This window comes from Dongia mobilis (assembly GCF_004363235.1).
Taxonomy (GTDB): Bacteria; Pseudomonadota; Alphaproteobacteria; order Dongiales; family Dongiaceae; genus Dongia; species Dongia mobilis.
Genome location: NZ_SNYW01000002.1, coordinates 86,773 through 99,736, shown reverse-complemented (window position 1 = coordinate 99,736; position 12,964 = coordinate 86,773). Strand labels below are relative to the sequence as shown.

At 67.0% G+C, this 12,964-nt stretch carries 11 protein-coding genes; 2 read left to right on the top strand and 9 right to left on the bottom strand.

Annotation, left to right across the window (positions count from 1 at the left end; translation table 11 throughout):
- Positions 1-4: 4 nt before the first annotated feature.
- On the bottom strand, positions 5-802 hold the full coding sequence (locus A8950_RS01435; RefSeq protein ID WP_133611724.1) for an SDR family NAD(P)-dependent oxidoreductase: 798 nt from the start codon (positions 800-802) through the stop codon (positions 5-7).
- 157 nt (positions 803-959) lie between these two features.
- Here A8950_RS01435 and A8950_RS01430 point away from each other — a divergent pair, with 157 nt between their 5' ends.
- A complete protein-coding gene (locus tag A8950_RS01430) occupies positions 960-2,153 on the top strand; it encodes a phosphoglycerate kinase (protein WP_133611723.1) in 1,194 nt (397 codons plus the stop codon).
- A gap of 5 nt (positions 2,154-2,158) precedes the next feature.
- Here the strand turns inward: A8950_RS01430 and A8950_RS01425 are convergent, their stop codons facing one another.
- On the bottom strand, positions 2,159-2,485 hold the full coding sequence (locus A8950_RS01425) for an AzlD domain-containing protein (RefSeq protein WP_133611722.1): 327 nt from the start codon (positions 2,483-2,485) through the stop codon (positions 2,159-2,161).
- Positions 2,485-3,246, bottom strand: a complete 762-nt coding sequence (locus A8950_RS01420; RefSeq protein ID WP_133611721.1) for an AzlC family ABC transporter permease — start codon at positions 3,244-3,246, stop codon at positions 2,485-2,487. The genes A8950_RS01425 and A8950_RS01420 overlap by 1 nt, the downstream gene beginning before the upstream one ends.
- Positions 3,247-3,306: 60 nt before the next feature.
- On the opposite strand from A8950_RS01420, the gene A8950_RS01415 reads away from it, so the two are divergent.
- The gene (locus A8950_RS01415) at positions 3,307-3,864 is read left to right on the top strand and encodes an NUDIX hydrolase (protein WP_133611720.1); all 558 of its coding nucleotides are present in this window, start codon (positions 3,307-3,309) and stop codon (positions 3,862-3,864) included.
- A 22-nt stretch (positions 3,865-3,886) separates the two neighbouring features.
- Here the strand turns inward: A8950_RS01415 and A8950_RS01410 are convergent, their stop codons facing one another.
- The 6 genes from A8950_RS01410 to A8950_RS01385 form a co-directional block, all read right to left on the bottom strand.
- The gene (locus A8950_RS01410; protein WP_133611718.1) at positions 3,887-5,905 is read right to left on the bottom strand and encodes a methyl-accepting chemotaxis protein; all 2,019 of its coding nucleotides are present in this window, start codon (positions 5,903-5,905) and stop codon (positions 3,887-3,889) included.
- 193 nt (positions 5,906-6,098) lie between these two features.
- Positions 6,099-7,040 (bottom strand): 2-hydroxyacid dehydrogenase, encoded by a 942-nt coding sequence (locus A8950_RS01405; RefSeq protein WP_133611717.1) that lies wholly within the window; start codon positions 7,038-7,040, stop codon positions 6,099-6,101.
- Positions 7,037-8,653, bottom strand: coding sequence for an ABC transporter ATP-binding protein (locus tag A8950_RS01400; RefSeq protein ID WP_133611715.1), 1,617 nt, complete (start codon positions 8,651-8,653; stop codon positions 7,037-7,039). The genes A8950_RS01405 and A8950_RS01400 overlap by 4 nt, the downstream gene beginning before the upstream one ends.
- Complete coding sequence (locus A8950_RS01395; RefSeq protein WP_133611714.1) at positions 8,650-9,717, bottom strand: ABC transporter permease; 1,068 nt, start codon at positions 9,715-9,717, stop codon at positions 8,650-8,652. Before A8950_RS01395 ends, A8950_RS01400 begins: the two co-directional genes overlap by 4 nt.
- Entirely contained in the window at positions 9,714-10,811 is a 1,098-nt protein-coding gene (locus A8950_RS01390; protein WP_133611712.1) for a microcin C ABC transporter permease YejB, read from the bottom strand. Before A8950_RS01390 ends, A8950_RS01395 begins: the two co-directional genes overlap by 4 nt.
- A gap of 109 nt (positions 10,812-10,920) precedes the next feature.
- Positions 10,921-12,963 carry an extracellular solute-binding protein gene (locus A8950_RS01385; RefSeq protein WP_133611711.1) on the bottom strand — a complete coding sequence of 681 codons (2,043 nt, stop codon included), beginning with the start codon at positions 12,961-12,963 and terminating at the stop codon, positions 10,921-10,923.
- Position 12,964 lies beyond the last annotated feature (1 nt).

The window sequence follows — 12,964 nt, the reverse complement described above, 5'->3', positions numbered from 1 at the left end:
CGCCTTACTTCCATTTCTGCAGCGTGGTCTCCGCCGCCGCGGTAACGAAGCGGCGCGGCAGCAGGCGCATGGCGAGCGACGCCAGATAGTTGGTCGGCCCGACCACATGCACGCGGGCATGGCCGAGCTCGCGCAGGCCCTCGGCGGCGACCCGCGCCGCGTCGTGCATCACGGTCATGGCCGGCCGGCCGAGGGATCCAAAGCTGGCCCCGGCGCGCTCGAAGAAGCGCGTCTCGGTGGCGCCGGGGCAGAGCGCCAGGATGTCGACCGGCTCCGCCGACATCTCCTCGGCCAGCGCCTCGGTGTAGTTGAGCAGGAAGGTCTTGCTGGCGGCATAGGTGGCGAAGGTCGGCATCGGCGCGAAGGCGGCGGCACTCGCCACATTGATGATGCCGCAGCGGGCGTTCGACTCTCGCGCCCAGCGCAGCATGTCGGGCAACAGGCCGCGGATGAGCTCGACCGGTGCCGCCACATTGACCTGCACCATCTCGGCCTCGCGCGGCTCCGGGTTGTCGATGACACGGCCGAGGCGGCCCACGCCGGCATTGTTGATGAGCAAATCGATGCGCGCGATCTCGGCCGCGCCCACCACTGCCTGGCGCCCCTCGGCGGTGGCGAGATCGGCGATCACGGTGCGCACCTGGCGGCCGTTGAGGCCGAGTTCCTGGGCCAGCGCATTCAAGCGCTCGCGGTCGCGCCCGGTCAGCAGCAGGGCGGTGGCCCGCGGCAGCGCCCGGGCGAAGGCGGCGCCGATCCCGGAGGAGGCGCCGGTGATGAGAGCGGATCGGTAGGTTACCGGCATGCGGACGGCATTTCTTCGCTGCGACTCGAGGATTGCCCGGTGAATCCTAAGCGATCTTGCCCCGCCTTGCCATCGCCGCCCCGATATGGCACCCAAGCCCGCGAAAGCCGCCCCCGGACCCGCTTCGGGGCCAGAAGCCGAGAAGGACGTTTAACCAATGCCCGATTTCCGCACCCTTGACGATGTCTCCCTCGCCGGCAAGCGCGCCCTGGTGCGCTGCGACCTCAACGTGCCGATGCAGGACGGCAAGGTGACGGACGCCACCCGCATCGAGCGCTCGGCCACGACACTGAAGGAGCTCGCTGCCAAGGGTGCCAAGGTCATCATCCTCTCGCATTTCGGGCGGCCGAAGGGAAAGCGCGTGGCCGAGATGTCGCTCCGGCCGCTGGTCGCGCCGCTCGCGCAGGCCCTGGGGTGCAACATCGCCTTCGCCGAGGATTGCGTCGGGCCGGCAGCGGAAGCGGCGGCGGCGGCACTCCAGGATGGCGAGGTGCTGCTGCTCGAGAACCTGCGCTATCACGATGCCGAGGAAGCGAACGACACGGCCTTCGCCGCCTCGCTGGCGAAGCTCGGCGATCTCTATGTCAACGATGCCTTCTCCTGCGCGCACCGGGCCCATGCCTCGACCGAAGGTATCGCGCATCTGATGCCGGCCGTGGCCGGTCGGCTGATGCAGGCGGAGCTGGATCACCTCGCCGCCGCGCTGGAAAAGCCGGAGCGGCCGGTGATGGCGCTGGTGGGCGGCGCCAAGGTCTCGACCAAGCTCGACCTCCTCGGCAATTTGGTCGCCAAGGTGGATGCGCTGGTGATCGGCGGCGGCATGGCCAATACCTTCCTCTTCGCGCAGGGAATCGAAATCGGGAAATCGCTGGCCGAGCGCGACCTCGCCGCGACCGCGCGCGAGATCCTCGGCAAGGCCAAGGCGGCCGGCTGCGAGATCGTGCTGCCCATCGATGCCGTGGTGGCGGCCGAGTTCAAGGCAGGTGCGGCGAGCGCAACGGTCGACGTGCGCAACGTGCCGGGCGACAAGATGATCCTGGACGTGGGGCCAAAATCGGTGGCGCTGGTCAACCAGCACCTTGCGAATGCGAAGACGCTGGTCTGGAACGGGCCGCTGGGCGCCTTCGAGGTGCCGCCCTTCGACCAGGGCACCAATGCGGTCGCCCAGCAGGCAGCCTTGCTCTCCAAGGCGAAGAAGCTGCTCTCGGTGGCGGGCGGCGGCGACACGGTGGCGGCCCTCGCCCATGCCGGCGCGGAAGCCGATTTCTCCTATGTCTCCACGGCGGGCGGCGCCTTTCTGGAATGGCTGGAAGGCAAGGAACTGCCGGGTGTGAAGGCGCTGGCGAAATAGCGGCCTCAATCCATCCCCAGTGCCGACACCACGACCATCAATCCCGCACCCGCCGCGACGCCGGCGGTGATCGAGCGGCGGCAGAGAAGATAGATGCCGATCGAAAGGGCGGCGGCCATGAAGCGGAGCCAGAGCGGTGTTTCGGCCAGGGCACCCTGCGGTGCCACGATCAGGCGGGCGATGAGGCCGGCGAGGAGCGCATAGGCGATTGCGGTGACCCAGCGCATGGCGCGGGAATTCGGATCGATCCGGCCGGAGAGGGCGACGCCCGCCCCGCGCCAGGCATAGGTGACGATGGCTCCCACCAGCACGAAGATCCAGGCGCCCGGCATCAGTGGCGCCCCCGTTCGACGATCAGGAAGGCGATGCTCCCGCCGATGAGGCCGGTCATCAGCAGGCCCCAATCCGGGCTGACCATATGCAGCAGCGGTCCCAGTACGGCGCCGAGCACGAGGGCGATACCGCGTTCCTTCCGCGCCAGATCGGCCACGAACAGCAGCATGAAATAGAGCGGATTGAGGAAGACGAGACCCAGCGTCACCGGGGCAGGCAGGACGCCCACCAGATGGAAGCCGAGTGCCGTCGCCAGCACGGTCGAAAGCCAGATCACCGTGGTAAAGCCGAGGAAATAAGGCAGGCGCTGCGCCGGCACCATCTCCGGGCAACGCTGCATGGCATTGGCCCAGCCGGTGAGCGCGATGAAATGCGCGCTGAGATAATGGGCAAGGCGCGGCCTGGTCGCCGCATCGCCCTGGCGCAGGATCGGCATCAGGGTGAGTACCATGGGCAGCAGGCGCGCATTGGCCAGGCCGACGGCGATGGCGGCGGCGAGCAGCGAGCCGCCGATGGCGAAGATCTCGACCAGCGCGATCTGGCCGGGCAGCGCCCAGCCCAAGGTGGTCGAGCCCAGCCCCTGCCAGAGGTCGAATCCGGCCTGGTGCACGAAGGCGCCGAAACCGACATAGCTCGCCCCCAGCACCAGCGCCGGCGTGCCGCAAGCCGCGCGCATTCCCGCCGCCCGCGCTCCCGCTGCCGAGCCGAAATCGTGGCGCCAGGTTGCCTGCGCCGGTGGTGCCGTCTTCCCCTCATCCATGGTGCCGCACCATAGGGGCCGGCGCTTGCAGCGTCATCCGCCTTGGGCCACAGTTGAGCCATGCCGGAAACGCAGACGAAAGCCCCCAGTTTCGAAAGCCGCATCCCCGAAGGCGACAACCGCCAGCGCCAGGTGTGCAGCGATTGCGGCTTCATCGCCTATGAGAACCCCAAGGTGGTGGTGGGGGCGGTGGTGACCTTGGGTGCCCGCATCCTGCTCTGCCGCCGCGCCATCAACCCGCGTGCCGGATTCTGGACCCTGCCCGCAGGCTATATGGAACTGGGTGAGACCGCCGAGGCCGGCGCCATGCGCGAGGCCTGGGAGGAGGCGCGGGCGAAGATTGCCATCGACCGGCTGCTCGGCGCCTATACCATCCCGCGCCTCTCGCAGGTGCAGCTGATCTATCGCGCGCGCCTGATCGACCCCGCGATCTCCGCCGGGCCGGAGAGCCTCGCCGTCGGCCTCTTCGACTGGGCCGAGATTCCGTGGGACGAGCTTGCCTTCCCCTCGGTGCGCTGGGCCCTCGGCCATTTCGACCAGGTGCGCGGGCTGGATGAATTTGCGGCCTTCAGCAACCCGGCCGACGAGACCGGCAACCTGCTGACCGGGGATCATTGAACTTGGCCAGGTGGCGCGGTCGCTAAATCGCGCGCACCTCGGCGATGAAGCGGGAAACCTCGCTGTTGAGGGTGGTGGATTGCTGGCCGAGCTCGGTGGCCGCACCCAGCACCTCGCCGGCTGCGCGGCCGGTCTCGTCGGCGGCCTGGGTGACGCTGGCGATATTGCCGGTGACCTGGCCGGTGCCCTCGCTGGCCTGCTCCACGTTGCGGGCGATCTCGGCGGTCGCCGCCGATTGCTCCTCGACCGCGGCGGCGATGGTGGTGGAGATCTGGCTGATCTCCTCGATCACCTTGGCGATCTCGTGGATCGCCGCCACGGATTGATCGGTCGCGGCCTGGATCTCGGCCACCTTGGCGCCGATCTCCTCGGTCGCCTTGCCGGTCTGGCCGGCGAGGTTCTTCACCTCCGAGGCGACCACGGCAAAGCCCTTGCCGGCTTCGCCGGCGCGCGCCGCCTCGATCGTCGCATTGAGGGCGAGGAGATTGGTCTGCGAGGCGATCTCGGTGATCAGGCTGACCACATCGCCGATGGCACGCGCCGAATTGGCGAGGCCCTGGACCTGGGCATTGGTCCTGGTCGCCTGCTCGACGGCGCGCTGGGCGATGGTGGTGGATTGGTTGACCTGGCGGCCGATCTCGCTGATCGAGCTGGTCAGTTCCTCGGTCGCGGCGGCGACGGTCTGCACATTGGCGGTGGCGGCTTCCGCGGCACCTGCGACGGCATTGGATTGCCGGTTGGTCTGCTCGGCGGTCGCGCTCATGGTCTCGGCCGAGCGCTTCAAGTCGCCGGCCGCGCCGTCGAGGCGCCGGACCAGATCGCCGACCCGACCCTCGAAGGCGCTGATGAGGCCGTCGAGCGCCTGGGCGCGCTTCAGCTTGGCCTCGGCATCGGTCCGTGCCGCCGCATCGGCCGCGCGCTGGGTGACGAGGGCGTCCTTGAAAACCATTACATTGCGCGCCATGTCGCCGATCTCGTCGCGATTGTCCCGGGCCGGGATCTCGACCTCCAGATTGCCCCTGGCCAGCTCGGTCATCGTCGCTGACATGCGGCGCACCGGCTGGCTGATGCTGCGCCCGATCGCCCAGGCGATGGTGCCGCCCAGCAGCACGGCGCCCAGCGCCACGCCCAGCAGCACCGCGGTGGTTGTGGCGATCACCTGCGCAAGGTCGCCCTGGACCTCTTCCAGCGATTGCGTCTGCGATTGCAGGGTCGCCAGCGAGATCTCGGCAAAGCGCTCGGCCAGCGGCGTCAGCCGTTCATCCGTCAGCATGTTCATCTCGCCCGCCTTCTCGGCCAGCGCCAGCAGGGCGGCGCCGTAATCCTCCATCACCTTGGCGGCGCGGTTGATCTGGTTGCGATGTCCGGGGGAGAACAGCTTTTCCTGCAGCGTCTTCACCTCGAGCTTCAGCGCGGTCAGGCTGCTCTTTGCCATGTCGATCATCTTGGGATCGCCAGTGGTGACATAGCGGGCGGCGCCGATGCGGGCGAGCAGCAGCTTCTCCATGGCGACGCCGGCATAGGCCGCACCGCGGAAATCGTTGTTGGCCATGGCATCGCCCATGACCGCCGCCACGATCTTGGTCGCCTGCTGGCCGAAGGGCGCCAATTGCTCGTTCTCGATCGTGTCGCGCGCCGCCTTGGCAGCCGCCACCTGCTCGAAGGCATCGCCGTATTGCGCGACCAGAGCGGCCATCTCCTCGAGCATGGCCTTGCGTTCGGCCGATTTGGTGTTGGCGACGCGCTGCTGGATGACCTCCTTGAGATCGGCGATGAGGCTGCGGGCGGCATCCGCCGCCTCGGCCCGGTTTTCGCGGATGAGGGCGAGGACGTTGCGGCGCAGGTCGACCACGTTGCGGTCGATCCGCTGCACCGTCAGCGTATTGGTCGAGATGCGCGCGAATTCGTCGATGCTGGCGCGGATTTCCTGCAGGGCAAGAAAAGCGAAGGCGATGAAGGCGACGAGGACGACAAGCACGGCGCCGAAGCCGAGGCCGATGCGGCCGCTGACTGAAAAGCGCCCAAGAAGCGTTTGCATCATCCGAGATCCTTGGGAATTGGCAGGATGTGTTTCTGATCGACGTCCGGCGTCCCGCCGGAAATCGGTGGGCCGGGCCCGGTGGAAGGGATTATTTTCCGAAATGCCTAAGAAGATATTACCAAGCCGGCATCACTTCACACCGGCGGTGGAGGGTCGCAAAAAAACCTGCCGGAAAGTTGCGCGCCGCCGCCGCTCAATAGCCCCGCGCCCGTTCCGCGACATGGCGCAGCGGCTCACCGCGGCGATGGGCCTTGATCTGGCGGGCGACTTCCCTGAGGCCGGTCACCGGGTCGGTATCGCTGGCATTGTGCGGCGTCATGGTGATGCGCGGATGCGCCCAGAAGGGATGGTCGGCGGGAAGCGGCTCGGTGGCGAAGACGTCGAGGCTGGCCGCCGCCAGCTGTCCCGAATCGAGCGCCGGGATCAGATCCGCCTCGACCAGATGTCCGCCGCGCCCGGCATTGACGAGGCAGGCGCCGGGGGCCAATTGCGCGAAGAGATCGCGGTTGAGGATGCCCCTGGTTTCCGCGGTCAGCGGCAGCAGGCAGACGAGGATGTCGAGCCCGGAAAGGAAGGCCGGCAGTTCCGCGCCCCCGGCGAAGCTCTCGACGCCGGGAACTTCTTTGCGGCTGCGCGACCAGCCGCGGAGCGGAAACCCCATCAGGGCCAGCAGCCCTGCCGACGCCGCACCCAGATGGCCGAGGCCGAGGATGCCGACCTTGCGCTCCCAGGCGGGGGGATAGAGATGCGGCGCCCAGCGCGCCTCCGCCTCGGCCGCTTCCAGTTCCCAGATGCGGCGATGGTGGCGCAGCACCTGCCACAGCACATACTGCGCCATGCCCTCGGTCAGCCCCGGCTCCACCATGCGCACGATGGGAAGGTCGGCCGGGATCTCGGGATGCGCCAGCAGTCGCTCGATCCCGGCACCGAAGCTGAACAGCGCCTTCAAGCGCGGCATGGCGGCAATAAGGCCCGGCACCGGGCGCCACATCATCAGGTATTCGAACGGGGTGACGTCGATTCCGGGGCGATGGAAGACCAAGTCGATCTCCGGCACGGCCGCTGCCGCCCGGGCCCAGATTGCGTTGTATTCCTCGGCGCCGGCAAAGAGCAGGGGTGTCGGCGGCGGGGTCATTGTTTCACCGCGCCCGCATCGCTCACCTCGTGGCGGATCGCGGCCGCTAGCAGGGCCTGGGTATAGGGCGCCTGCGGCCGCTCGAAGATCGCCTCGGCCGGGCCTGCTTCCACTACCTTGCCGCCCCTGAGGACGATCACCCGATGCGACATGGCGCGAACCACCCTGAGATCATGCGAGATGAAGAGATAGCCGAGGCGGTGGCGATGCTGCAAGGCGCGCAGCAAGTCGACGATCTGCGCCTGCACCGACATGTCGAGGGCCGAAGTCGGCTCGTCGAGCACGATCAGTTTCGGCTTCAGGATGAGGGCGCGGGCGATGGCGATGCGCTGGCGCTGGCCGCCGGAAAATTCGTGCGGATAGCGATGCCGCGTCAGCGGATCGAGGCCGACCTCGTTGAGAACATCCACCACCATCTGCTCGCGCGCGTCGGCGTCGCGGCCGAGGCCGTGCACGTCGAGGCCCTCGCTGATGATCTCGCCTACCGAAAGGCGGGGGCTGAGCGAGCCGAACGGGTCCTGGAAGACGATCTGCATCTGGCGCCTGAGCGGCCGCATGCCGGCTCGGTCGAGGCCGTCGATCGCCTGTCCCTCGAAATCGATGCCGCCCGCGCTGTCGATCAGGCGCAGGATGGCGAGGCCGAGCGTGGTCTTGCCGGAACCTGATTCGCCGACGATGCCCAGCGTTTCGCCGGCCTTCAGATCGAGCGTCACGTCGCTCAGGGCCGGGACATGGCCGACGACGCGGCGGAACAGGCCGCGCTTGATCGGGAAGCGGACCGAAAGCTTTTCCGTGCGCAGGATCCCGGCGCTGTCGGCGGGCAGGGGCTCGGCGACACCCTTTGGCTCGGCCGCCAGCAGATGGCGGGTATATTCGTCCCGCGGTGCCGCGAAGAGGGCGGCCGTCGCCCCGCTCTCGACGATGCGTCCCTGGCGCATGACGACGACGCGATCGGCGAATTTGCGCACGATGCCGAGATCATGGGTGATGAGCAGGATCGCCATGCCGAGGCGCCGCTGCAATTCCTGGAGCAGGTTCAGGATCTGCGCCTGGATGGTGACGTCGAGCGCCGTGGTGGGTTCGTCGGCGATGAGGAGGTCGGGCTCGTTGGCGAGCGCCATGGCGATCATCACGCGCTGGCGCTGGCCGCCGGATAGTTCGTGCGGGAAGGCCTTCATCTTCTGCTCGGCATCGTCGATGCGGACCAGTTCCAGCAGCTCCTGCGCCCGTGCCCGCGCCGCCGCCGCATCGACCTTGCGATGCAGCTGGATGGCCTCGACGATCTGCCGCTCGATGCGGTGCAGCGGGTTGAGCGACAGGGTCGGCTCCTGGAAGATCATGGCGATGCGGTCGCCGCGGATCTGCCGCAACCGGTCGGGCGACGCCCGCATCAGATCCTCCTCGCCGTCAAAGCGGATTTGCCCGGACGGGTGGCTCGCCACCGGATAGGGCAGCAGGCGCAGGATGGAAAGTGCCGTCACCGATTTGCCGGAGCCGGATTCGCCGACCAGGGCCAGGGTCTCGCCGCGCGCGATCTCGAACGAGACGTCCTCGACCACCTTGTGGCCGTCGAAGGCGACGGAAAGGCTGTCGAGCGAGAGCAGGGCGCTCATGAATGGTGTCCCTTGCGCGGATCGAAGGCATCGCGCACCGCCTCGCCGATGAAGATGAGGAGCGTCAGCATCAGCCCGATGACGAAGAAGCCGGTGAGGCCGAGCCAGGGCGCCTGCAGATTGTCCTTGCCCTGTTTCAGCAATTCGCCCAGCGAAGGCGAGCCCGGCGGCAGGCCGAAGCCGAGAAAGTCGAGCGAGGTCAGTGCCGTCACCGAGCCCGACAGCGTGAAGGGCAGGAAGGTCAGCGTCGCCACCATGGCATTGGGCAGCATGTGGCGGATCATGATGCGCCAGTCGCCGAGGCCCAGCGCCTTGGCGGCGCGGACATATTCGAGGTTGCGCGCGCGCAGGAACTCGGCCCGCACCACCGATATCGGCCAGGTCCAGGAAAAGATCAGCAGCAGGATGAGCAGCGTCCAGAAGCCGGGCACGATCACCGCGGCGACGATGATGAGGATGTAGAGGGCGGGCAGGCTCTCCCAGATTTCCAGGAAGCGCTGCGCCAGCAGATCGACCCAGCCGCCGAAATAGCCCTGCACCGCACCGGCCAGCACGCCGACGACGGTCGAGACGATGGTCAGCGCCAGGCCGAACAGGACCGAGATGCGGAAGCCGTAGATGACGCGCGCCATGACGTCGCGCGCCTGGTCGTCGGTACCCAGCCAGTTGATTGCGTCGGGCGGCGTCGGCGCCGGACCGGGCAGGTTCAGCACCACCGTGTTGTAGGCATAGGGAATCGGCGGCCAGATCATCCAGCCGCCGCTTTCCGCGACGCGCTGCTGCATGTCGGGTTGAGTGAAATCGGCGCGCAGGCCGGGAATGCCGCCGAAGGTCTCGTCGCCATATTCGCGGAAGACCGGCCAGTAGATCTCGTCCCGATAAGCGACCGCAATCGGCTTGTCGTTGGCGATGAACTCGGCCGGCAGGCTGAGCGCGAAGAGGGCCAGGAACAGCATGAGCGACCAGAAGCCGCGCCGGTTGGCGAGGAAGCCCAGCCAGCGCCGATGGGTGACGGGCGAGACCCCGAGACCGAGGATGCGCGGCCTGGGCGATGCGATCGTCATATCGCCCGCGCCTCGAAATCGATGCGGGGATCGACCAGCATATAGGTGATGTCGCCGACCAGCTTGAGGACCAGGCCCAGCAGGGTGAAGATGTAGAGGGTGGCGAACATGACCGGGTAGTCGCGCCCGATCGCCGCCTCCCAGCCGAGCAGGCCGAGCCCGTCCAGCGAGAAGATGATCTCGGTCAGCAGCGCGCCGGTGAAGAGGATGCCGATGAAGGCGCTGGGAAAGCCGGCGATGACGATCAGCATGGCGTTCCGGAAGACATGGCCATAGAGCACGCGCTGCTCGGTATTGCCCTTGGCCCGCGCCGTGGTCACGTATTGCAGGTTGATCTGGTCGAGGAACGAGTTCTTGGTCAGCATGGTGAGGCCGGCAAAACTGCCGATGACCAGCGAGGTGATCGGCAGCACCATGTGCCAGAGATAGTCGAGGATCTTGCCCGAGAGCGAGAGCGTTTCCCAGTTTTCCGAGGTGAGGCCGCGCAGCGGGAAGATGTTCCAATAGGTGCCGCCGGCGAACAGCACGATGAGCAGGATCGCGAACAGGAAGCCGGGGATGGCGCTGCCGACGATGATGGCGGTGCTGGTCCAGAAATCGAAGGGGGTGCCGTCGCGCGAGGCCTTGGCGATGCCGAGCGGAATCGAGATGCCGTAGATGAGAAGCGTCGTCCACAAGCCCAGCGAGATCGACACCGGCATCTTCTCGACGATCAAATCGACCACCGGCCGGCCCTTGAAGAAGGAGTTGCCGAAATCGAAGGTGAGGTAGCTTTTCATCATCATCAGGAAGCGCTCGTGCATCGGCTTGTCGAAGCCGTACATGCGCTCGATCTCCTTGATGAATTTGGGATCGAGGCCGCGGGCACCGCGATATTGCGACTCGCCCGGGGCGGCATTCTGCCCGCCGCCCATCAATTCCTGGCCGCCGCCGGTGACCCGTGCCGTGGTGTCGAGCGCGGTGCCGCGCAGCTGGGCGATGGTCTGCTCGACCGGCCCGCCGGGTGCCGCCTGGATGACGATGAAATTGATCACCATGATGCCGAGGAGGGTCGGGATCATCAGCAGCAGGCGGCGGATGATATAGGCGATCATGCGGGCTGGTCCCGGTGCAGTGGCGCGTCACCCCCGGCCCCGCCCGCCATTCCTGCGGGGGTGGCGTGGGGTGGGGGGCAGGCCGAGGCCTGCTCCAACCCGCCGCGGTTCACTGCTTCTTCCGCCGCACGGCGCCCAGCACGATCAGCAGCAGGAGGAGGGCGCCGGCGCCATAGAGCACATAGGTGATGGGCGAAGCACCGCGCCCGGCTGGCGCCTCTGCCGGCTCGGCTGCCGGCTCAGTTGCCGGCTCGGCTGTGGGTTCGGCTGCCACAGGCTCCGCCGGTGCGGCCGTTGCAGCGGGGGCTTCAGCCAGCTTCGCCTTCAGGGCCGCTTCCTTCGCGGGATCGATCCACCAGGCCGAATTGCCGATGCCATAGGTCGGCTGCGGCAGCTTCTCCGGCCGGCCGAACTTGTCCCAATAGGCGATGCGCACGCCGCGCATGTGCCAGTTGGGCACGACGAAATGGCTCCATTGCAGCACGCGGTCGAGGGCGCGGCTGGCGGTGATCAGCTCCTCGCGTGTCGGCGCCATGATCAGCGTCTCGATCAGCGCGTCGATGGCCGGGTTCCTGATGCCGATATAGTTCTGGCTGCCGGGCGCATCCGCCGCCTCGCTGCTCCAGTAATAGCGCTGCTCGTTGCCGGGCGAGAGCGATTGCGGATAGAGCGACGAGATCATGTCGAAATCGAAATCCTCGCTGACGCGCTTCTCGTATTGCGAGGAATCGACCGCTCGCAGGCTACCCTTGATGCCGAGGCGATCGAGGTTGCGCAGATAGGGCTGCACGATGCGCTCGAATTGCGAATTGCCGGCATCGATCAGGAACTCGAACTCGAATGCCTGGCCGTCCTTGATGCGCCTGGCGCCCTCCAGCTTCCAGCCGGCCGCCTCCAGCAATTGCGCGGCCCTGGACAGGTTGTCGCGGTTGGTGCCGGAACCGTCGCTCACCGGCGGCTGGTATTCGGTGGTGAAGACCTCCTCCGGAATCTGGCCGCGCCAGGGCTCCAGCAGCGCCAGTTCCGCAGGCGAGGGCAGCCCCTTTGCCTCCATCGGCGAGTTCTGGAAGAAGCTGCGCGTGCGCGTGTACTGGTCGAAGAACAGCGTCTTGTTGGACCATTCGAAATCGAAGGCCAGAATCATCGCCTCGCGCACGCGCGCATCCTGGAACAGCGGCCGGCGCAGGTTCATGCTGAAGCCCTGCATGCCCTGCGGGTTGTCGGTCTCGATCAGCTCCATCTTGAAGCGGCCGTCGCGCAGGGCCGGCGATTCATAGCCGGTCGCCCATTCCTTGGCCGAGCTTTCGACGCGGAAATCATAGGCGCCGGCCTTGAACGCCTCGCGCGAGACATTGGGATCGCGGTAGTAGTCGATGCGCACGATGTCGTAATTGTCGTTGCCGATATTGATCGGCAGGTCCTTGCCCCAGTATCCGGGGTCGCGTTCCAGGGTGATCGACCGGCCGGCCTCGAAGCTTTTCACCTTGTAGGGACCGCTGCCCACCGGGATCTCGAGCGAGGGCTCGTCGAAATTGCGCCCTTCCCAGTAGTGCCTGGGCAGCACCGGCAGCTGGCCCATGATCACCGGCAATTCGCGGTTGTCACTGGTATTGAAGGTGAACCTGACCTTGAGCGGGCCCAGCACTTCCGCCTTCTCGACATTGCCGTAGTAGTAGCGGAATTGCGGCCGTCCCTTCTCCTTCAGGATGTTGAAGGAGAAGACGACGTCCTCGGCGGTGATCGGCTTGCCGTCATGCCAGCGCGCCTCGGCGCGCAGGTTGAAGACGATCCAGGAATTGTCTGTCGCCACTTCCATGGTCTCGGCGATGAGGCCGTATTCGCTCATGATGTCGTCATCGGCCGAGCCGGTCAGCAATTCGTAGAAGCCCGGCATCGACGCCGCCTCGCCGCGCACGATGAAGGGGTTGAGGCTGTCGAAGCTGCCGATGGCAGCGAAGCGCACGGTGCCGCCCTTGGGCGCGTCCGGGTTGACGTAATCGAGGTGGCGGAAATCGGGCGGGTATTTGACCGCATCGCCGAGCGACAAAGCGTGGGTGATTTCGCTGGATTGCGCACGCGCGCCGGGTGAAGCGAGGCTGGCGAGAATCGAGATCGTGGCGGCGCTCAGAATCGCGGCGGCGACAAGCTTCATC